This window comes from Pseudomonas sp. FP2254 (assembly GCF_030687695.1).
GTDB lineage: Bacteria > Pseudomonadota > Gammaproteobacteria > Pseudomonadales > Pseudomonadaceae > Aquipseudomonas > Aquipseudomonas quebecensis.
Window position 1 is genome coordinate 3,011,795 of record NZ_CP117444.1, and the last position, 18,835, is coordinate 3,030,629.

At 61.4% G+C, this 18,835-nt stretch carries 18 protein-coding genes and 1 pseudogene; 11 read left to right on the top strand and 8 right to left on the bottom strand.

The annotated features are described in order from the left end of the window. Positions 1–50 precede the first annotated feature (50 nt). Both PSH94_RS26150 and PSH94_RS13815 read left to right on the top strand, forming a co-directional pair. Positions 51–818: a methyl-accepting chemotaxis protein gene (locus tag PSH94_RS26150; RefSeq protein WP_370694778.1), complete on the top strand. Its 768-nt coding sequence runs from the start codon at positions 51–53 to the stop codon at positions 816–818. A gap of 343 nt (positions 819–1,161) precedes the next feature. Beyond that, positions 1,162–1,443, top strand: a complete 282-nt coding sequence (locus PSH94_RS13815) for a hypothetical protein (protein ID WP_305434825.1) — start codon at positions 1,162–1,164, stop codon at positions 1,441–1,443. Between the two features lie 367 nt (positions 1,444–1,810). Here the strand turns inward: PSH94_RS13815 and PSH94_RS13820 are convergent, their stop codons facing one another. The 3 genes from PSH94_RS13820 to PSH94_RS13830 are packed head-to-tail and all read right to left on the bottom strand — an operon-like array spanning position 1,811 to position 4,130. After that, positions 1,811–2,605: a nucleotidyltransferase domain-containing protein gene (locus PSH94_RS13820; RefSeq protein WP_305434827.1), complete on the bottom strand. Its 795-nt coding sequence runs from the start codon at positions 2,603–2,605 to the stop codon at positions 1,811–1,813. Beyond that, on the bottom strand, positions 2,602–3,081 hold the full coding sequence (locus PSH94_RS13825; RefSeq protein WP_305434828.1) for an ATP-binding protein: 480 nt from the start codon (positions 3,079–3,081) through the stop codon (positions 2,602–2,604). The genes PSH94_RS13820 and PSH94_RS13825 overlap by 4 nt, the downstream gene beginning before the upstream one ends. A 20-nt stretch (positions 3,082–3,101) precedes the next feature. Next, positions 3,102–4,130 carry a UV damage endonuclease UvsE gene (locus PSH94_RS13830; RefSeq protein WP_305434830.1) on the bottom strand — a complete coding sequence of 343 codons (1,029 nt, stop codon included), beginning with the start codon at positions 4,128–4,130 and terminating at the stop codon, positions 3,102–3,104. 195 nt (positions 4,131–4,325) lie between these two features. Here PSH94_RS13830 and PSH94_RS13835 point away from each other — a divergent pair, with 195 nt between their 5' ends. Both PSH94_RS13835 and PSH94_RS13840 read left to right on the top strand, forming a co-directional pair. Continuing rightward, positions 4,326–4,742: a DUF2231 domain-containing protein gene (locus PSH94_RS13835; RefSeq protein WP_181077880.1), complete on the top strand. Its 417-nt coding sequence runs from the start codon at positions 4,326–4,328 to the stop codon at positions 4,740–4,742. Further along, complete coding sequence (locus PSH94_RS13840; RefSeq protein WP_305434832.1) at positions 4,739–6,031, top strand: sorbosone dehydrogenase family protein; 1,293 nt, start codon at positions 4,739–4,741, stop codon at positions 6,029–6,031. The genes PSH94_RS13835 and PSH94_RS13840 overlap by 4 nt, the downstream gene beginning before the upstream one ends. 42 nt (positions 6,032–6,073) lie before the next feature. Here the strand turns inward: PSH94_RS13840 and PSH94_RS13845 are convergent, their stop codons facing one another. After that, the gene (locus PSH94_RS13845; RefSeq protein ID WP_181077883.1) at positions 6,074–7,477 is read right to left on the bottom strand and encodes an MFS transporter; all 1,404 of its coding nucleotides are present in this window, start codon (positions 7,475–7,477) and stop codon (positions 6,074–6,076) included. A 264-nt stretch (positions 7,478–7,741) separates the two neighbouring features. Continuing rightward, positions 7,742–8,272 carry a GNAT family N-acetyltransferase gene (locus PSH94_RS13850; RefSeq protein ID WP_305434835.1) on the bottom strand — a complete coding sequence of 177 codons (531 nt, stop codon included), beginning with the start codon at positions 8,270–8,272 and terminating at the stop codon, positions 7,742–7,744. A gap of 154 nt (positions 8,273–8,426) precedes the next feature. On the opposite strand from PSH94_RS13850, the gene proP reads away from it, so the two are divergent. Both proP and PSH94_RS13860 read left to right on the top strand, forming a co-directional pair. Next, positions 8,427–9,929 (top strand): glycine betaine/L-proline transporter ProP, encoded by a 1,503-nt coding sequence (proP, locus tag PSH94_RS13855; protein WP_181077887.1) that lies wholly within the window; start codon positions 8,427–8,429, stop codon positions 9,927–9,929. 51 nt (positions 9,930–9,980) lie between these two features. Continuing rightward, positions 9,981–10,487: a GAF domain-containing protein gene (locus tag PSH94_RS13860; protein WP_181077888.1), complete on the top strand. Its 507-nt coding sequence runs from the start codon at positions 9,981–9,983 to the stop codon at positions 10,485–10,487. Here PSH94_RS13860 and PSH94_RS13865 read toward each other — a convergent pair. Further along, a complete protein-coding gene (locus PSH94_RS13865) occupies positions 10,484–11,341 on the bottom strand; it encodes an AraC family transcriptional regulator (protein WP_305437734.1) in 858 nt (285 codons plus the stop codon). The genes PSH94_RS13860 and PSH94_RS13865 overlap by 4 nt on opposite strands. A gap of 3 nt (positions 11,342–11,344) precedes the next feature. Here PSH94_RS13865 and PSH94_RS13870 point away from each other — a divergent pair. Both PSH94_RS13870 and PSH94_RS13875 read left to right on the top strand, forming a co-directional pair. Continuing rightward, positions 11,345–11,578 (top strand): annotated as a pseudogene (locus PSH94_RS13870) (alpha/beta hydrolase); the annotation flags it as partial. 34 nt (positions 11,579–11,612) lie between these two features. Next, positions 11,613–14,165 carry an EAL domain-containing protein gene (locus tag PSH94_RS13875; RefSeq protein WP_181077892.1) on the top strand — a complete coding sequence of 851 codons (2,553 nt, stop codon included), beginning with the start codon at positions 11,613–11,615 and terminating at the stop codon, positions 14,163–14,165. Between the two features lie 9 nt (positions 14,166–14,174). Here PSH94_RS13875 and PSH94_RS13880 read toward each other — a convergent pair whose 3' ends face one another. Continuing rightward, positions 14,175–14,996 (bottom strand): helix-turn-helix domain-containing protein, encoded by an 822-nt coding sequence (locus tag PSH94_RS13880; RefSeq protein ID WP_253507942.1) that lies wholly within the window; start codon positions 14,994–14,996, stop codon positions 14,175–14,177. A 103-nt stretch (positions 14,997–15,099) separates the two neighbouring features. On the opposite strand from PSH94_RS13880, the gene PSH94_RS13885 reads away from it, so the two are divergent. Beyond that, positions 15,100–16,311: an MFS transporter gene (locus tag PSH94_RS13885; RefSeq protein ID WP_181077894.1), complete on the top strand. Its 1,212-nt coding sequence runs from the start codon at positions 15,100–15,102 to the stop codon at positions 16,309–16,311. Positions 16,312–16,417: 106 nt separating this feature from the next. Next, positions 16,418–17,578 carry a GGDEF domain-containing protein gene (locus PSH94_RS13890; RefSeq protein ID WP_305434837.1) on the top strand — a complete coding sequence of 387 codons (1,161 nt, stop codon included), beginning with the start codon at positions 16,418–16,420 and terminating at the stop codon, positions 17,576–17,578. Positions 17,579–17,637: 59 nt separating this feature from the next. Here the strand turns inward: PSH94_RS13890 and PSH94_RS13895 are convergent, their stop codons facing one another. Further along, entirely contained in the window at positions 17,638–17,952 is a 315-nt protein-coding gene (locus PSH94_RS13895) for a DUF2834 domain-containing protein (RefSeq protein WP_181077896.1), read from the bottom strand. Between the two features lie 83 nt (positions 17,953–18,035). Between PSH94_RS13895 and PSH94_RS13900 the strand changes: the two genes are divergently transcribed. Beyond that, complete coding sequence (locus PSH94_RS13900; RefSeq protein WP_181077897.1) at positions 18,036–18,824, top strand: helix-turn-helix domain-containing protein; 789 nt, start codon at positions 18,036–18,038, stop codon at positions 18,822–18,824. Positions 18,825–18,835: the final 11 nt, after the last annotated feature.

Consider the following 18,835-nt stretch of genomic DNA (forward strand, 5'->3'; position numbering starts at 1 on the left):
CGGCCAACCTGCATAACGCTTCGAAGGTCAACAGTGAGGTGGCCCACAACATGAATGAAGCCGCCGGTCGCCAGCGCGAAGCGGTGGAACTGGTGTCCACTGCATTCAATGAAATGGTGGCCACGGCCAACGAAGTCGCGCGTTCCTGCAGCGGCGCGGCCGAATCCGCCGAGAACGGCCACCGCCGTGTGGCCGAGGGCAAACAGCAGATCGAAGCGACCACCGACAACGTCAACCGCCTGGGCCGCCGCTTGAGCGAATCGTCCCAGGCCATGGTCGAGCTGGAGGCCGGCAGCCGCAGCATCAACCAGATCCTCGGCACCATCCGCGCGATTGCCGAACAAACCAACCTGCTGGCCCTCAACGCCGCCATCGAAGCCGCGCGCGCCGGCGACCAGGGCCGCGGCTTTGCCGTGGTGGCCGACGAAGTCCGCGCCCTGGCCAAGCGCACCTCCGACTCCACCGGCGAGATCGAGCACCTGCTCGGCACCCTGGAAACCAAGACCCAGGAAGTCACCCAGAAGATGGGCAGTTGCATGGACCTGTCGAAAGCCAGCGTGTCGTCCATCGAAAACGCGCGGGACAGCTTCGAAGGCATCCAGACCTCGGTCAACGAAATCCGCGACCAGAACCTGCAGATCTCCGCCGCCGCCGAAGAGCAGCACAGCGTGGCCGAAGAGATCAATCGGCATATCCAGCAGATCTACGACGAAGCGCGCCTGGTGGAAAGCCTGGCCAACTCAGCCCAGGACGACTCGGGTCGGCTGTCGAAGCTGTCGGATGAGTTGAATGGCTTGGTGGGGCGGTTTAAGTCCTGAGGAGGGTTTCGCGCTGGTGTGAAACGATCCAGTCGAGAAGTACCAAACATTTGCAGGTGCACGCTCTTGCGCACCGCCTCGCGCCTGCCAGCAAGAATGTGCGGCGCTGGGCGTTCTTTCAATGAGCAGTAGTGCGCTCCGAGTGATATGCACTGATGCGCTGAAGTTGCCGAGACCTATCCCGCTCGACTCTTATAACGAATTAGATGCACACTTATTCAAAACAGGTCTGGCACCCTGTCAAATATGACAGTAGATACAACTCTATTGATGGCTTACCTTTCCAAGGGACGATTAAATTCGTCTTGATGCACAATAAACTCATGTAAAAAGGATATTGATCATGGCACTTTCAGCACCTGTATTCGACGCTCCAGCATTTAACAGAGACTCCGTTTATGTTCAGGGAAGGAGCACACCTCGAACTAACATTGCCATCCTTCAGGCTAATAGCGGCAATCAACTTGCCAATGTTTTTTGCGATGAAAACGGGCACTTTTCGGCGAAGTTGAATATTGCCGCCATTCCTAACTTCACTGGTGGCGAGCTCACCATAACCGCTAAAAGCGCACTCGCCGGCGAGGAATCGAACTGGGGACCAAACCTGACTTTACCCATTAGATAAGTAGTATAGCCAAATCCAACCTGAATGGCAGTTGCTTGAGGCATGTCGATATAGACATGAATATTTAGGCCTCGACATCGATATTCTGCATCTTCAAGGCAGAGTGGTTTATGACTGAACCTGTTATTGATCAGCCAGGTAATACCCTCAGCTTTCGCAGTTGCCATTCAACCTGACGCAAGACAAATGTCACTCTCTGCCTCCTTGAATGATCCCAGGCAATTACTAATTTTAGTTACAATGATGATCATGACGGGAACCAGAGCATCTTGGCCCAACATCAATCCACGTAGATAACCTAGAAAGCATCGCTGGTTCATTCGAACCTAACCGTAGCGTTCAAATCTGGTGGTTATCTCCACTTATTTTAAAAGTCATGTTCCGAGCTCCCCAAATCGATTATCAGCCAATCCAGAAACACCTGCAGCCGCGCGCAGAACCGATCGCCCGATGCGCCAGGGTTTCGCGCTTCAACCAAAAAAAACGCGACCTGAGTGACCATCGCCGGTTGACTCTGGAGGAACATCGCCACATGTTCTTCCAGTGTTTGTGGCCACATCGTTGCCGCTTCCGGGCGCAATATCTGCGTCGCCCTGATCAGTTTGCGCGACGCTTCCCGCTGCAAGCGCAGCCGATCCGACTCGATAACCGTTTGCCCGATAGCGCAGATATAGGTGTTCAATACCGAATAGACGTCTCCATTTAACGCCAGCGCGATTTCACGGCATGGGCGAAACCGCTCGAAATGGACGGAGAGGTCATTGCCCCAAATACAACGACACTGATGCTTGAGCCAGAACCCCCAAAGGTTGCGGTTTTCAACCGCCATTACCTGCGCGCGCTCGCCGATATCGAAGTCGACTTTGGTGACGTGCGGGTGACGCCGTTCAAGTTCACGGCGAACTCGTTCCAATTGCTCTGCTACCTGCGGGGTCTGCGGCTCGCGCAGCACCAGTGTGAGGTCCAGGTCGGAATGACCGGGCGTCGCGTCACCCCGCGCGACGCTGCCGTAAACATACAAGCCATCGAGCCCCAACGTTTGCTGCGACAGCAGTGAGCAGGCATCCGCCAACACCGACTCATACTCAGCCTGCACGGGCGCCTGCGCCACGGTGAGGATAAAACCCTCGGTGTCCAGGCCCTGTGACGCTGACACGCTCACGGCCGATGCACTTCAATCACCAGCCCCTCAGCCTCGCTCGGCACGCAGAAGTGCCGGGTGATCAGGTCGAACTCGGCGTCGGTGGCGGCAAAGTCGTGTTCGCCGCCGGCATTGCGTGCATGCAGGCGGGCGCGGCAGGTGGCGTCGTCCAGTTCCAGGTAGTGCAGGCAGTGCGGCACTTGGGCGCTGTGTGCCAGGCTCAGCAGCCATTCGCGATTGGCCAGGGTGTTGGCCGGAAAATCCAGCACCACATTGACGCCGGACTTGAGCAGGTCGATCACCAGCGGCCCCATCACGCCGCGCAGGCGTTGAGCACTGCGCAGGTAGTCGGCGATGGACAGCACCTCACCGGGGTACAGTTGCGCCAGCCAAGTGTCTTCGCCGAGCAGGACCGCGCGGTGTTCCGCCACCAGGCGCCTGGCCAGTGTGGATTTGCCGGCGGCGATCTTGCCGCACAACAGGTGCAGGGTGGGCATGCCGGGAAACTCCTTTTTGTTTAACTGGCCTGTGACTGCCAGTATTCGTAGAACGCTGACGATGCCACGTTCTTGTCCTTGGCTTCCAGCATGATGTCGAAGCGATCCAGAAACTGCAGGGCGTAGTCGTTGGTCCAGCGGTTCCACATCTGCTCGCTGTGGGCGTACAGCTCGCGCTTGGAGACCACCTGCAACAGCGCCGTCATTTCCAGCTTGTGTGCGGCGTCGAACCCCAGGTCCTGCAGGCGCTCCTGGGGCTGGGAGTAGTGCATGGTGGGGCGCACGCCGCGCCAGCTGTCGATCACACGGGCCACCCGAGGCGAGTCGGGGTCGATATAGGCCTCCTCGTGAATCCAGCAATGGTGGATATCGAGCACCACCGGTGCCAGGTCGGCGACTTGCAGGCAGTGGTCAAGGCCGTAGGTTTTTTCATCGTTCTCGAAGGTGATGCAATGGCGCGCCACCTCCGACAGTCGCGCCCACACCGCGCGGGTGCCTTCCACGCCAAGGCGGCCGGCGATATGCACGTTGCATTTGAGGTCCTGGAAGCGCCGGCCGTAGCCCATCATGCGGATCATGTCGGCGTGGTACTCAAATTCGGCCACGCTGTTTTCCACCACATTCGGGTTTTCCGAGCCAAGCACACAGTATTGGCCGGGATGAAACGACAGGCGAATGTCCGAGGTCCGCGCCAGCTCGCCGATGGCGGCGAAGCCCTCAATCAATTGCGCCTGGATGGCCGGGTCGCGGTAGACAGACGCCACTTTGGGATGGCTGTAGAACGGCAACAGATCACTGCTCAGGCGCAGCATGCGCAAGGTCGGTGGCAGCGTGGCGACGTAACTTAGCAACTGCAATTGCGCTGCCAGGTTGTGGGTGACCACTTCAACCAATTTGTCACGGACGACGCCGGGGTCGACGCTGTCCATCCAGCGCAATGTGGTGGTGCGCGGGTTGAACGGGCCTTCAATCAGTTTCAGCGCGCTGGTCGAGAGCACGCGGTCGGGGTGTTTGTACTGGCAGGCAAAGCCGATGCGAGGGTGGGTCATGGAAGGGCCTGGACTGAGTGAGGGCGAGATCATAAGGGCTTGGGCCGAGGAACACGCCACGCGGTTCATAATATTTCGACACGTATCCTCGGTATAACATCTATGAACTTTCCTACAAATGACACGCTCCTTTCCTATGCGAAGTCACTGCGTCCCTGAGCCCAGGGCGCTGCACGATAAGGAGCCGCTTCCCCCATGACTACCCTCCCCACCTACCCCGATATCCGGCCCGGTCCGCTGCACGCGACCTTGCTGGCCGGCAGCGTGCCGCTGTTTTTGGGCGCCCTGCTCAGTGACATCACCTACGCTCAGACCTTCCAGATTCAATGGGCCAACTTCGCGTCCTGGTTGATTGCCGGTGCACTGGTGTTCTGTGGCCTGGCCCTGGTGTTCGCGCTGGTCAACCTGCTGCGCGCCACCCACAAAGCCGGACGCCCTGTCGCCTATGTACTGCTGCTGTTGGCCACTTGGGTGCTGGGGTTGATCGATGCGTTCCAGCACGCCAAGGACGCCTACGCCATGATGCCCGCCGGCCTGGTGCTGTCGGCAATCGTAACCGTGCTGGCGATCCTCGCCACCTGGACCGGCCTGCGCACCGGAGGTGCCCGATGAAAACCTGCCATGCATTGACCGTGATAAGCACCGCCCTGCTGCTGAGTGCCTGTGGCGCTGAAGGCGACAAGACCCAGGCGCGCGGCCCCGATCCCAAATTGCCCGAACAACAAAGCAGCCTGCTGCCGAGCATGAAGATCGCCGAGCCAACGCCCTGGGGCGAGCAGAAACCCACCGTACCCGAGGGCTACAGCGTCACGGCGATTGCCACCGACCTGGCCATCCCACGCCAGACCCTGGTACTGCCCAACGGCGATATCCTTGTCGCCGAGGGCCGGGGCGGCAGCGCGGCCAAGCTCAAGCCCAAGGACGTGATCGCCAGCGTGATCAAGGCCCAGGGCAACACCCAGGTCAAGGGCGGCAACCGCCTCACCCTGCTGCGCGACGCCGACGGTGACGGTACCTACGAGCTCAAGACAGTGTTCGCCGATAACCTCAACGCGCCCTACGGCCTGGCCTTCGCCGATGGCAAGCTGTACGTGGCCAACCAGGACGCGCTGGTGCGATTCGACTACACCGACGGTCAGACCAAGGCCAGCGGCGCGCCGGTCAAAGTCACCGACCTGCCGGCGCAGATCAACCACCACTGGACCAAATCCCTGGCCGTGAGCGCCGATGGTCGTCAGTTGTATGTGGGTATCGGTTCCAACAGCAACATCACCGAGCGCGGCATGGAAGTGGAAATCGACCGTGCCATGGTCTGGCAGATCGATGCCCAGACCGGCGCGCACAGGCCCTATGCAACCGGCCTGCGCAACCCGACTGCGCTGACGATCCAACCGGATTCCGGGCAATTGTGGACAGTGGTCAACGAGCGCGACGAACTCGGCCCCGACCTGGTACCGGATTACCTGAGCTCGGTGCGCGAGGGTGCATTCTACGGCTGGCCCTACAGCTACTGGGGCCAGAACGTCGATCCGCGCGTGCAACCGCAGAACCCGGCGAAAGTCGCGGCGGCGATCAAACCCGATTACAGCCTGGGTTCCCATGTGGCCGCCCTGGGCGTGGACTTTTCCCTCCCGGCGCTGGGCGAGCGCTTTGCCGACGGTGTGTTTGTCGGCGAGCACGGCAGTTGGAACCGCGACCAGCCGGTGGGCTACAAGGTGATTTTCGTGCCGTTCAAGGACGGTAAGCCGGCCGGTGAACCGCTGGACTTCGCTACCGGCTTTCGCGGCGAGGATGGCAAGACGCGTGGGCGTCCGGTGGGGGTGACGGTGGACCCGAAAGGCGCATTGATCATCGCCGACGACCTGGCCAACACCGTGTGGCGGGTAACGCGCAATCGTTGATCGCGCGCTGCCGGAGCGGTGTGCCCGCTCCGGCAGATTGATTTACAGGTCAGTGATTTCCTTGTGGCGTGGCACCAGGGTCTTCATCACGCTCCAGGCCACCAGATACGCCAGGGCACAGATCGCGAACATGATCATGTAGCCGGTGTGGATGTCATTGATGGACTTGTAGTAGTCAAATACCCAGCCGCCGATCTTGGTCATCACTACACCGCCCAGCCCGCCGGCCATGCCGCCAATGCCAACTACCGAGGCCACGGTTTTCTGCGGAAACATATCGGACACCGTGGTGAAGATGTTGCACGACCATGCCTGGTGCGCCGAAGCACCGACGCCGATCAACAATACCGGCACCCAGAAGCTGATGTAGCCCAACGGCTGCGCCAGCAGGACCACCAATGGGAACAGCGCAATCACCAGCATGGCTTTCATGCGGCCGTCGTAAGGGGCGTCGCCTCGGGCCATGAAGTAGCTGGGGAACCAGCCGCCGCCGATGCTGCCGACCATGGTCATGCTGTACAGCACGGCCAGGGGCATCACGATATCGGCGCCTTTCATGCCGTATTGCGCCGCCAGGTAGGTGGGCAACCAGAACAGGAAAAACCACCACACCCCGTCGGTCATGAACTTGCCGAACGCAAAGGCCCAGGTTTGGCGATAAGTGAGCAACTTGAACCACGAGACTTTTTTCGGCGTGGCGCCTGCAGGTGCCTGGGCGAACGGCTGAACGGTCTGGTCGCTGCGGATGTAAGCCAACTCCTCGGCCGACAGGCGTTTCTGCTCTTCAGGCTTCTGATACAGCCCGATCCATACCGCTACCCATACGAAACCGAGCATGCCGATCACGATGAAGGCGGCTTCCCAGCCCCACAGACCGGCGATCAGCGGTACGCAGATCGGCGCCAGGATCGCACCGACGTTGGCACCGGAGTTGAAGATACCGGTGGCCAGCGAGCGTTCTTTTTTGGGGAAGTATTCAGCGGTAGCCTTGATCGCAATCGGGAAGTTACCCGCCTCACCAACCGCCAGCACCGCGCGGGACAGCATGAAGCCGGCAATCGACACCGGGATCACCGCCAGCCCGATGGCGCCGCTGATGGCGGCGATGCCCTCGCCCATCGGCACGGAGAACGCATGCATCACCGCACCCGTGGACCAAATGGCGATGGCGATCACATAGGCCGCCTTGGTACCGATTTTGTCGACGAAGCGTCCGGCGAACAGCATGGAAATGGCATACACAAACTGGAACACGGCGGCGATGTTGGCGTAATCGGTGTTGCTCCAGCCGAATTGCGTCGACAACTGCGGCGCCAGCAGGCTGAGCACCTGGCGGTCGAGGTAGTTGACGGTCGTGGCGAAAAACAGCATCGCGCAGATGGTCCAACGATAGTTGCCGACGGCCTGGCCGACACGATGGGCTTTGATGGGCTCGCTTAGATTCATGGCATCACTTTTTATTTTTGTTAGATAGGACATACGCAACGTCATATGTCGTCGTACAACTGCGACTTTTATATCGGGCCACGTGGACGCTGTCAATCCGGCATTACCGGTAAATTAGGCAGCCTCGTTCAAGCAAGGTCATATGATGACAAGGCGGGTAATCACCGTTTATCAGCGGGAGAAACGCGGTGTACTTTTGAGGGGCTGCTGCGCAATCCAGCGCGGGGCAAGCCCGCTCGCCACAGAGCTGTTGGTCAGCCCTGCTCAGGCCGGTTCAGTCGCTGGGCGGCAAACCCGCAGCACCAGGCTCGGTGCCTGGCCGGGAACGTCGTCGAGCAGGCCGTGGCGCTGCATGCCGATCTTCTCCAGCACGCGGATCGACGCCGTGTGGTTCGGACGCACCAGCCCGAACACTTCGGGCAATTGGAGGGTTTCGAACGCCAGTGTCAGCGCGTCGCGGCCCAGTTCGGTGGCATAGCCCTGCCCCCAGGCCTGAACGGCAAAGCGATAACCAAGGTTGATACGCTGCTGCCCGAGGTAATTCATAGGTGCGATACCACCAAAGCCAATGATGTGGCACGGCGTGTCGCGATGGGCAATCGCCCACCAGCCGTAACCGCCGCTGGCCCACTGCGCCATCCATCTGTGGAGCAGCCGTTGTGCATCCGCCCAATGCTGCATAGGCCCCGCCGGGTTGAACAGATTCGTCTGGGGGTCGCCGAAGATCGCGAACAATCGCTGCACATCATCGAGTTGTGGCGCACGGTAAACCAGGCGTGAGTGGCTGGACGGCATTCGCTGATTGCTCCTTAGGGGTTAAGGCCACTCACCCTATCCGCAAAAAAACGCAAATAGCGGTGAATTATTTCGCATGCACTTGTATCTGAAGTGACAGAGCGGTGCTATCGCAGTGATAGCACCTCCCCTGTTCTGTTTTAGAGTGGTCCGCATGAAATCACGTAAGAAAAGCGTCAATCCCATCGGATTGAATGACATCACCATTGTCGATGACACCAAGATGCGCAAGGCGATCACCGCCGCTGCACTGGGTAACGCCATGGAATGGTTCGACTTTGGCGTCTACGGGTTTGTCGCCTATGTGCTGGGCAAGGTGTTTTTCCCGGACGCTTCGCCCAGCGTGCAAATGATCGCCGCGCTGGCCACCTTCTCTGTACCGTTTTTGATTCGTCCGCTGGGTGGCCTGTTCTTCGGCGCCCTGGGCGACAAGTATGGGCGGCAGAAAGTCCTGGCGGCGACCATCGTGATCATGTCGCTGAGCACCTTCGCCATCGGCCTCATCCCCGGCTACGACAGCATCGGCATCTGGGCGCCGATCCTGTTGCTGCTGTGCAAGATGGCGCAAGGTTTCTCGGTGGGCGGTGAATACACCGGCGCATCGATCTTCGTCGCCGAATACGCGCCGGACCGTAAGCGCGGCTTCCTCGGCAGTTGGCTGGACTTCGGTTCCATCGCCGGCTTCGTGCTCGGCGCCGGTGTGGTGGTGCTCATCTCCAGCATCCTCGGCGAAGCCCAGTTCGAGTCCTGGGGCTGGCGCCTGCCGTTCTTCCTTGCCCTGCCTCTGGGCATGATTGGCCTGTATCTGCGCCACGCACTGGAAGAAACCCCGGCGTTCCAGCAGCACATGGACAGCCTCGAACAAGGCGACCGCGAAGGCCTGTCCCACGGCCCGAAAGTCTCGTTCAAGGAAGTTGCCACCAAACACTGGCGCAGCCTGCTCACGTGTATCGGCATCGTGGCCGCGACCAACGTGACGTACTACATGCTGCTCACGTACATGCCGAGCTATCTGTCCCACAATCTGCATTACAAAGAAAACAGCGGTGTGCTGATCATCATCGCGATCATGGTCGGCATGCTGTTCGTGCAACCGTTCATCGGATTTGTCAGTGACAAGATAGGCCGCAAACCCTTCATTATTGCCGGCAGCATCGGCCTGCTGTTGCTGGCGATCCCGGCCTTTATGCTGATCACCAGCGGCAAGATCGGTCTGATCTTCGCGGGGCTGTTGATCCTGGCCATCGTGCTGAACTTCTTTATCGGCGTCATGGCTTCCACCCTGCCGGCGATGTTCCCCACGCACCTGCGCTACAGCGCGCTGGCCAGCGCGTTCAACGTCTCGGTGCTGATCGCAGGCCTGACGCCGACCGCCGTCGCCTGGCTGGTGGAAACCACCAATGACCTGTACATGCCCGCTTACTACCTGATGGCGTTTGCGGTGGTCGGCCTGATCACCGGCCTGACGATGAAAGAAACCGCCAACCGCCCTCTGCGCGGTGCGGCTCCGGCTGCCTCGGACATGGAAGAAGCCAAGGAACTGCTGCAAGAACACCATGACAATATCGAGCAGAAGATCGAAGATATCGACGCCGAGATCGCCGAGCTTGAAGCCAAGCGTGAAAACCTGGTGCAACAGCATCCTCGCATCAACTAAGACCTGTCCGTGCGCGGTGGCCACCACCACCGCGCCTTTGGAGTGTTCAGCATGCTTTCCAGCGTCACCGCACCACTGTCATTGCTCAGCCCGGAAGAACGCGCCGCCATCGCCGAAATCGAAGCCACCACCAGCATCCTGCAACTCGTCACGCGTCTGACCGGCATGCGCTTTGCCGGCATCGCCAAATTCACCGACCTGGAATGGGTGGTGTGCTCGGTGCATGACCCTTTCGACATGGGCATCCATCCGGATGACGTGCTCGATCTGGAAACCACGCTGTGCAGTGAGTTCTGCATCAACCCGCAGACCCTGTTCATCCCCCAGGTCAGTCAGAACGGCCGCTTCGCCACGCGCCCGGTGGTCAAGCAGTACGCCATCGAGAGCTACGCCGGTGCTCCGATTTTCCTGCCCGACGGCCGTCTGTTCGGTGCGCTGTGTGCGCTGGACTCCAAGGCGATGCTGTTCGACGACCCCAACCTCGCCGAAACCCTGAGCCTGTTCGCGCGCCTGATCGGCTGCATCTTCTTCGCCAACCTCACTGCCCACGAGCGCTAGTGGATGCCTCGGCGCAGCCCGGCGATATCGCGCTTGGGCGGCAAGCCGAACAGTCGACTGTATTCGCGGCTGAATTGCGACGGGCTTTCATAGCCCACCCGGAAGGCCGCGCTGGAAACATCGTGATGCTCGTTGAGCATCAACCGGCGTGCCTCGTTCAAGCGCAACCATTTCTGATACTGCAACGGGCTCATCGCCGTCAGCTGGCGAAAGTGATGGTGGAACGTGGCCGCACTCATCTGCACCCGCGCCGCCAGCTCATCCACACGCAGCGTCGCGTCGTAGTTGAGCTTTAACCAGTCGATGGCTTTGGCGATGCGATAGCCCTGCCCGTCCACGGCACAGATGCGTCGCAGGCGACCGGCCTGATCGCTCTGCAGGAGCCGATAATGGATCTCGCGCTGGATCAACGGCGCGAGCACCGGGATAGCGGCGGGTTCATCCAGCAACGCCACCAGACGCGCGAACCCATCGAGCAGGCCGCCGGTGACGGTGCCGATACCTACGCCTGTCAATGCGGCCCGCTCACGGGTGGGCGGCGTCTCGCCCTGGGCGATCAACTCCGCAAGCATGCGCAGGTCGAGCTTGAAGGTCAGGCCCAGGCACGGCTGCTCGGCGCTGGCGCGCACCACCTCGGAATTGGCCGGAATATCCAGGGACGTCAGCAGGAAGCGCGCAGGGTCATAGCCGTAGCCATGGCCGCCGACCCACAACTGCTTTTCGCCCTGCGCCACCAGCACGATGCATGGCTCGACCATGCACACCACTGGAGGCTGCGGCCATTCACGTCGATAGAAACCCAGGCCTGGAATCGGCATCGGGCGGTCGCCGGGGCCTGGCACATGCCGGGCAATCGCACGCTGTCCCTGGACCTCTCGTTCTGGGGCGAAAGCGCCGGCCAGCCGCGCAATGCCGTGCTGCCTGACCTGTATGTCGAGGATTTCAGTGCCGCCATGGATTTCCTGGGCACTCGGCCCATGGTCGACCGCGAACGCATCGGCGTGATCGGTATCTGCGGCAGCGGCAGCTTCGCGATTGCGGCGGCCAAGATCGACCTAAATATTTCTGCGGGAGCGCCGATAAACTGTCATATCCATGACTTGCAGCGACGCCCTGCGGGAAATAATGCCAAATACTCTCGCTCCTATCGTCCGTACCCTCTCCACCCGCACCAGCCTTTCGCTGACCCGCACCTCACTGCTCAATTTCATGGCCTTGTTGGCGTGTGTGTTTATCGCAGCGGCTTATTCTCTGGTGTACATCGCGCACGACCTGGACCACACCGAGCAGGTCGAAAGCGCTTTTTATACGCGCAAAGCCATGCAGTCGCTGGAAAAATCCCTGCGGTTGACCGTCAAGGACTACGCGTTCTGGAGCGATGCCTACAAGCATCTGCACGTCACCGTCGACACGGAATGGGCCTACGTGCGTGAAAACGTCGGCCCGACGCTGTTCAAGGACTTCGGCTTCCAGGGGCTGTTTGTGGTCAACGAGGCCGACCAGACGGTCTACGCCGTGGTCGAGGGCGAAATGCAGAGCGTCGAACTCAGCCAATGGCTGGGGCAGCCCATCACCGGCATTCTTGAGCAGGCCCGCGCCGGTGCCGAGGACCAGGCTCCGGTCACGCGCTTTATCAACGTACGCGGCAGCCCCGCGCTGGTGGCCGCCGCAGCCATCACCCCAGGCACCGATCCCACGGTCACCGTCGATGGCCGGCTGCCCTCGGTGCTGGTGTTCGTCGACCTGCTCACCGCCGACAAGCTGGCGCTAATCGGCCGTGAATTCGGCGTGAACAATCTGCACATCGCCACGCCCGATGACATCGGCAATGTGCTGCTGGTGCCCCTGGGCGAAAACGGCGACGCCGGCAGCCTGCATTGGGACCCCGAACGTCCCGGCCTGCGCCTTATAGGCATTGGCCTGCCGCTGCTGAGCCTGGCCGCATTGCTGGTGTGCCTGATGGCCTGGGTGATTTCACGCCGGGCCACGGCGGACGCCTTGGCCCTGGATGCCAGCCATGCCTCGCTGCAGAACAGCCAGAACGCCTTGGCCACCAGCGAAGCGCGTTTTCGCGACGTGGTGGAGGCCAGCTCCGACTGGGTCTGGGAAATCGACGCACACTGGCGCTTCACTTACCTGTCGGAGCGTTTCCAGAGTGTCACCGGGCTGGACCGCCACGCCTGGATCGGCGCGGCCATGGTTGACCTGCTCGGCACCGAGGCAGGCCTGCTCTCGCAATGGCTGGGCGACCCCGAGCGCCGTCCGGACTTGAGCCTGCAATGTCGCTACGTAGATGCCCAGGGCCAGGAGCGCATGACCCGCCTGGCCGCGCGGGAAATGCCTTGTGGGGGTTTTCGTGGCACCGCGACGGACGTCACCGAAGAAGTCGAGGCACGCCGGCGTATCGAGTTCCTGTCCCAGCATGACGCGCTCACCGGGCTGGCCAACCGCACGCGCCTGCAGGCATTCCTCAATGGCAAGCTCAAGACCTTGCCATCTCCGGACCGTCCGCTGGTGATGCTCAGCCTGGACCTGGACCGCTTCAAACCGGTCAACGACCTGCTCGGTCACGCCGCCGGCGACCGGGTGCTCAATGAGGTCTCCGGGCGCCTGGCCGATTGTGTGCGCCACGGCGACCTGGTGGCCAGGGTCGGCGGCGATGAGTTTGTGTTGATCCTCAGCGATGCCGGCACCCAGGACGAGGTCGAGAACCTGTGTCGACGCTTGATCGCCTCCATCGAGCAGGCCGTGCGGATCGACGAGCAGGAGGTGTTTATCAGCGCCAGCATCGGTATCGCCCTGGCGCCCAATGACGCCGGCAACGTAACCGAGCTGTTGCGCTATGCCGACATTGCGCTCTATGAAGCCAAGTCCGCGGGGCGTAATACCTGGCGTTTCTACTCCGGGGAAATGAACGCGCGGATCATCGAGCGGCGCCGCCTGGAAAGCGACCTGCGCTTCGCGATCAAGCACGCCGAACTGCGCCTGCACTTCCAGCCGCGTTACCGCATCACCGACGGGCAAATGGTCGGCGCCGAAGCACTGGTGCGTTGGCAACATCCGGTGCGTGGGCTGATCGCGCCGGACACATTTATTCCGATTGCCGAAGAGTCCGGGCTGATCCTGGCGCTGAGCGACTGGGTCCTGGAAACGGCCTGTGCTTATGCGGCGCGCTGGCCGGACCTGCTGTTTGTGTCGGTGAACCTGTCGCCCACCGAGTTCAAGCGCGGCAATCTGGTGGAGCGCGTGCAGCAGGCGTTGCAGGCCTCGGGCATTGATCCGGCGCGGGTCGAGCTGGAAATCACCGAAAGCGTGATGCTCGAAGACGCTCCCGGCGCGCTGGAAGTGATGCATGCCCTCAAGCAGCTTGGGGTGCGCATCGCCATGGACGATTTCGGCACCGGCTATTCATCGCTGAGCTACCTGCGCGCGTTCCCGTTCGACGGCCTGAAGATCGACCGCAGCTTCCTCAATCGCCTGGAAGAAAGCGAGGATGACAAGGCTATTATCCAGGCCATCGTCGGCCTGGGTCGCGCACTGTCCCTGACGGTAACCGCCGAAGGCATCGAGACCGCCGAACACTTGGCGATGCTCAAGTCGGTGGCCTGCGACGAGGGCCAGGGCTATTTCCTGAGCCGCCCGCTGGACATCACTGCGTTCCATGGGTTGCTGGGCTGACGCGACGGCTTAGGTAAAAAACTGACTCGGCGTTTTGCCGAACTGTTTCTTGAACATGCTGGTGAAGGCGCTGGGGCTGTCGTAGCCCAGCGTCAGCGCCACGTCGATGATTTTCTCGCCCAGCGCAATGCGCTCCAATGCCAGTAACAGGCGCGCCTGCTGGCGCCACTGCCCGAAGGTCATACCGGTGTCTTTGCGGAACAGACGCTGGATGGTTTTCTGGTCCAGCGCCAGCCGCGCGCTCCAGTGGGCGACGGTGGAGGCATCACCGGGATCGTGCTGCCAGGCTTCGCAGATCTGCCGGATACGCGGGTCGGCCGGCTGCGGCAGCGACAGTGGCAAGGCCGGTAACAACGCCAGCTCATCCAAGATCAAGTGCATGATGCGCGCGTCCCGCGAGTCTTCTGCGTACGGCGGCTTGAGGCTGACCGATGCCTTGATCAGCTCGCTCAGCAGCGGCGAAATGCTCACCGCCTTGGTCTCGCTCGGCAAATTCGGGAAACTTTCGGGACGCACGAACACGCTGCGCATTTTCAACGCGCCCACGCAGCGCAGGGAATGAACATGACCGCTGGGCATCCAGAAACCGCGATGGGGCGGCACGGTCCACTGGTTGTGCGCCGAATGCACCACCATCACACCCTCGGTGGCGTACAACAGTTGATGCTTCTCGTGACTGTGGTCGGGGATCACCCAGTTTTCCGGGTAGTCGGTGGCCGAACTGATCACGGCCCAGTCGCCCTCGTCGATCTCGCGCAGGAATGTGTCCAGTGATTTGATCATTTCGCCCTTTTTGCGATGATTGCCGCCCCAATTACGCGAGACAGGCATTTGCGCCGAATCTAGCATAAACACCGCGTCCAGATAGAGAGCAGCGATTCATAGCATCGCTGCCCGTCTCCACACCGTTTGCTGCCTTGTATGGAATGCCTGCATGTCGACCCTGACCGCCTCACCTGTCGCCACCCCGAGCCCACCCCAAGCCAGTCCGCTGGTGCTACGCGTCATCGGCGCCTGCGCCCTGGCGCACCTGATCAATGACCTGATCCAGGCGGTGCTGCCGTCGATCTATCCGATGCTCAAGGCCAACTATGGGTTGAGCTTTACCCAGGTGGGCATGATCACCCTCACCTTCCAGCTCACCGCTTCGCTGCTGCAGCCGTGGATCGGCTATCACACCGACCGTCATCCCAAGCCGTGGCTGCTGCCGGCCGGAATGGTCTGCACGTTGGTCGGCATCCTGCTGCTGGCGTTTGTCGGCAGCTTCGCGGCGATCCTGCTCGCCGCCGGCCTGGTGGGCGTGGGCTCGTCGACCTTTCACCCGGAAACCTCGCGCGTCGCGCGCCTGGCCTCCGGCGGTCGCTACGGCCTGGCGCAATCGACCTTCCAGGTCGGCGGCAACACCGGCAGCGCATTCGGCCCGCTGCTGGCGGCGGCGATTATCATCCCCTACGGCCAGGACCATATCGCCTGGTTCGGCCTGTTTGCGGTGTTCGCCATCGGCGTGTTGTATGGCTTGAGCCGCTGGTATCGCAACCACCTCAACCTGTTCAAGCTAAAGCAGGGCGGCCAGGCCACCCACGGCCTGTCCAAGGGCCGCGTGACGTTTGCCCTGGTGGTGCTCGCGGTGCTGGTATTTTCCAAGTACTTCTACATGTCCAGCCTGACCAGCTACTTCACCTTCTACCTGATCGAAAAATTCCACCTGTCGGTGGCCAATTCCCAGCTGTACCTGTTCCTGTTCCTCGGTGCAGTGGCCGCGGGCACGTTCTTCGGCGGGCCGATCGGCGATCGCATCGGGCGCAAGAAAGTCATCTGGTTCTCGATCCTCGGCGCCGCGCCGTTCACCCTGGCGCTGCCCTATGTCGACCTGTTCTGGACCGCCGTGCTCAGCGTGGTGATCGGGTTTATCCTGGCCTCCGCGTTCTCGGCCATCGTGGTGTTCGCCCAGGAGCTGGTGCCGGGCAATGTCGGCATGATCGCCGGCATCTTCTTCGGCCTGATGTTCGGCTTCAGCGGGATCGGCGCAGCCTTGCTCGGCCTGCTGGCGGACAACCACGGCATCGAATACGTCTACAAGCTGTGTTCGTTCCTGCCGTTGGTAGGGATACTCACGGTGCTGCTGCCGTCGACTAAAGGGGTTTGACCGCCGGTCATCGGATGGCGGTATGCCATTACGGTTTATGTTCTGAAAAACCTGTGTGTGCGCTTACAATTCGCGTTTAAACGCACACCAGGCAGTTCTGCACGCTATGACGCTCGACCCACCCACGATCCTGGCCCTGACCGTCGCCCTCGCGGCCGCGGCTGCGCTTTACCTGTTGATTGAATGGCGCAGTGTGCGCGAACCCTCCTTGCTCTGTTGGAGCGCCGGTTTCGCCACCATCACCGTCGGCTCGACCCTGGCGCTGCTGCGTATCAATGGCTACCTGGTGATCGGCATCTGGTTCGCCAACGGTTTGCTGGTGAGCGCACATTTTCTGTTTTTGCTCGGGGTGGCGCGGTTTACCCAAGTGCGTTTGTCAGCGCTGTGGGCACTGATGCTGGTGGTGTGGCTTGGGATGCTGATGCTGCCGGCCGACCTGCCGTGGTCAAAGGCGATGTTGGCGGTGCAGTCGCTGCTGGTGGCGTTGCCGACGTTGCGCGCCAGTTCTCTGCTGCGTCCCCATGGCAAATCCCTGAGCGTCGGCGCGGTGCAACTGCGCTATGTTTTATTGATTCATGGCGCTTTCTACGTGGCCAAGGCTGCGTCGGCGGTGGTTCCCGGCACCTTGATCGACCTCGCGGCGTTCAAGGGCGAAATCATCCAGGTGTCACTGGTGGAAGGCGCCATGGCGATCATGCTGATTGCGCTGTCGATGACCGGCTCGGAACGCTATCGCCGCGAACAGCACATCGCCCGCCTCGCCGCCCGCGACCCGCTCACCGCGCTCTACAACCGCCGCGCCCTGAACCTGCGCGCGCCACGCCTGCTGGCCCAGGCGTCGGCCGCACAACCGGGCGCACTGCTGCTGATCGACATCGATCACTTCAAAAGCGTCAACGACCTGCATGGTCACAGCGCCGGTGACCACCTGCTGATCGCATTGAGTGAAATGATCCGCAGCGTCACCCCCGACGGCGCCTTGGCCGCGCGCCTGGGCGGTGACGAATTCGCCATCCTGCTCAATGCCACCAGTGCGCAGGGGATCGTGGAACTGGGCAATCAACTACGCGGGCAATTCCAACAACTGGCCTGCCAACGCTTCACCACGCCGCAACCGGTGACACTGAGCATCGGCGCCCTGCTGTTCGACCAACCGCCGGCCAGCCTGGCGGCGTTGATCGAACAGGGGGATGCCACGTTGTATGAATCCAAGCGAGGTGGGCGTGACCGGATTCAGTTGGTGAGTGGGACGGGGGCTGGCGTTTGAGGCGCCGACTGTTGTGCTGAGCCGATTCGCTACCGCAAGCAGCATCTACCAGAGCGGAGCTATCTGCGCGCTGGCGGGGTAAAACCCTTCACCACGAGATACAACAACGGCCCCACCGATACGAACACCGCCGTCAGCAACCAGTACGGCAGCACCGACACCATCGGCCGCCCGCGCCGACGCGTATCGCGATACATCCACACGCAGGCCAGCACTGCCATCAAGTACAGGTCGATAACCACCTGCGCCGTGTCCGGGCGTGACAGCAGTTGCCGGCCAAAAGCCAATAGCGATTGCTCGGCAGTGAGCAGGGTCACAAGGGTATACAGGGAAAACCCCAGCAAAGCGGCCAGGGCAATGAAAGGTCTGTGCATAGTCTGCTCCTTGATGTGATCGAGCATCACCCTAGTGATAAGGTGACGCTCCTCGCAATGACCAAGGAGGTCATGAATTGGCCATGGACACCCCTTCGACTGCCGGCGCACAACTGCGCCAATTGCGCCGCCGCGCCAAGCTGAGCCAGTTGGAACTGGCGCTGGTCACCGGTGTGTCCCAGCGCCATCTCAGTTGCGTCGAAACCGGCCGCGCGAGGGCCAGCCCCGGCACGCTGCATAACCTGCTCAGCGCGCTGGACGCACCGTTGGAGCAGTGCAACCGCGTGTTCCTGGCGGCCGGCTACGCGCCGCGCTATACCGCCACTGCGCTCGCTGCGCCCGGCATGGCAGCGGTTCGCGAAGCCGTCAGCCATGTGCTGCATGCCAACAACCCCGCGCCGGCGATCCTGCTGGGCAGTCATTGGGAGGTACTGGCCGCCAATGCCAGCACTGGGGTGTTGTTTGAACTGGTCGGGATCGCGCCCCAAGCCACTGACGGCCTGAACCTGATGGCCACGCTGCTACAGCCGGGCGGCCTGGGCGATCACTTGATCAATGCCGAAGAAATCCGCAGCGTGGCTTGGCAACGCGCCAGCCGCGAAGCGTTGGGTAACCCCGAGTTGGCCACGCTGTTGGCCGGCTTGCCGGCGCCGGACGTCACCGAATTGCCAGCGTCTATGCCGCCGCTGGTGCTGACGCGCGTCCGTTCGCGCCGGGGCGAGTTGAGCTTCCTATCGACCTTCACCACCTTCGGCATGCCCCAGGACATCACCCTCACCTCCTTGCGCATCGAACACCTGATCCCCGCCGATGCGCACACTTGGGAAGTAATGCGCGGTGCCTATGCGGACTATTGCGCGCTGGTTTTGTGAAATATCTGTCC

What these genes read in the sequence shown, in the direction of transcription:
- PSH94_RS26150 (WP_370694778.1), top strand. Translation starts at nt 51, where the DNA reads ATGAATGAAGCCGCCGGTCGCCAGCGCGAAGCGGTGGAACTGGTGTCC.
- PSH94_RS13815 (WP_305434825.1), top strand. Translation starts at nt 1,162, where the DNA reads ATGGCACTTTCAGCACCTGTATTCGACGCTCCAGCATTTAACAGAGAC.
- PSH94_RS13825 (WP_305434828.1), bottom strand. Translation starts at nt 3,081, where the DNA reads ATGCCCACCCTGCACCTGTTGTGCGGCAAGATCGCCGCCGGCAAATCC.
- PSH94_RS13830 (WP_305434830.1), bottom strand. Translation starts at nt 4,130, where the DNA reads ATGACCCACCCTCGCATCGGCTTTGCCTGCCAGTACAAACACCCCGAC.
- PSH94_RS13835 (WP_181077880.1), top strand. Translation starts at nt 4,326, where the DNA reads ATGACTACCCTCCCCACCTACCCCGATATCCGGCCCGGTCCGCTGCAC.
- PSH94_RS13840 (WP_305434832.1), top strand. Translation starts at nt 4,739, where the DNA reads ATGAAAACCTGCCATGCATTGACCGTGATAAGCACCGCCCTGCTGCTG.
- PSH94_RS13845 (WP_181077883.1), bottom strand. Translation starts at nt 7,477, where the DNA reads ATGAATCTAAGCGAGCCCATCAAAGCCCATCGTGTCGGCCAGGCCGTC.
- PSH94_RS13850 (WP_305434835.1), bottom strand. Translation starts at nt 8,272, where the DNA reads ATGCCGTCCAGCCACTCACGCCTGGTTTACCGTGCGCCACAACTCGAT.
- proP (WP_181077887.1), top strand. Translation starts at nt 8,427, where the DNA reads ATGAAATCACGTAAGAAAAGCGTCAATCCCATCGGATTGAATGACATC.
- PSH94_RS13860 (WP_181077888.1), top strand. Translation starts at nt 9,981, where the DNA reads ATGCTTTCCAGCGTCACCGCACCACTGTCATTGCTCAGCCCGGAAGAA.
- PSH94_RS13875 (WP_181077892.1), top strand. Translation starts at nt 11,613, where the DNA reads ATGCCAAATACTCTCGCTCCTATCGTCCGTACCCTCTCCACCCGCACC.
- PSH94_RS13880 (WP_253507942.1), bottom strand. Translation starts at nt 14,996, where the DNA reads ATGCCTGTCTCGCGTAATTGGGGCGGCAATCATCGCAAAAAGGGCGAA.
- PSH94_RS13885 (WP_181077894.1), top strand. Translation starts at nt 15,100, where the DNA reads ATGTCGACCCTGACCGCCTCACCTGTCGCCACCCCGAGCCCACCCCAA.
- PSH94_RS13890 (WP_305434837.1), top strand. Translation starts at nt 16,418, where the DNA reads ATGACGCTCGACCCACCCACGATCCTGGCCCTGACCGTCGCCCTCGCG.
- PSH94_RS13895 (WP_181077896.1), bottom strand. Translation starts at nt 17,952, where the DNA reads ATGCACAGACCTTTCATTGCCCTGGCCGCTTTGCTGGGGTTTTCCCTG.
- PSH94_RS13900 (WP_181077897.1), top strand. Translation starts at nt 18,036, where the DNA reads ATGGACACCCCTTCGACTGCCGGCGCACAACTGCGCCAATTGCGCCGC.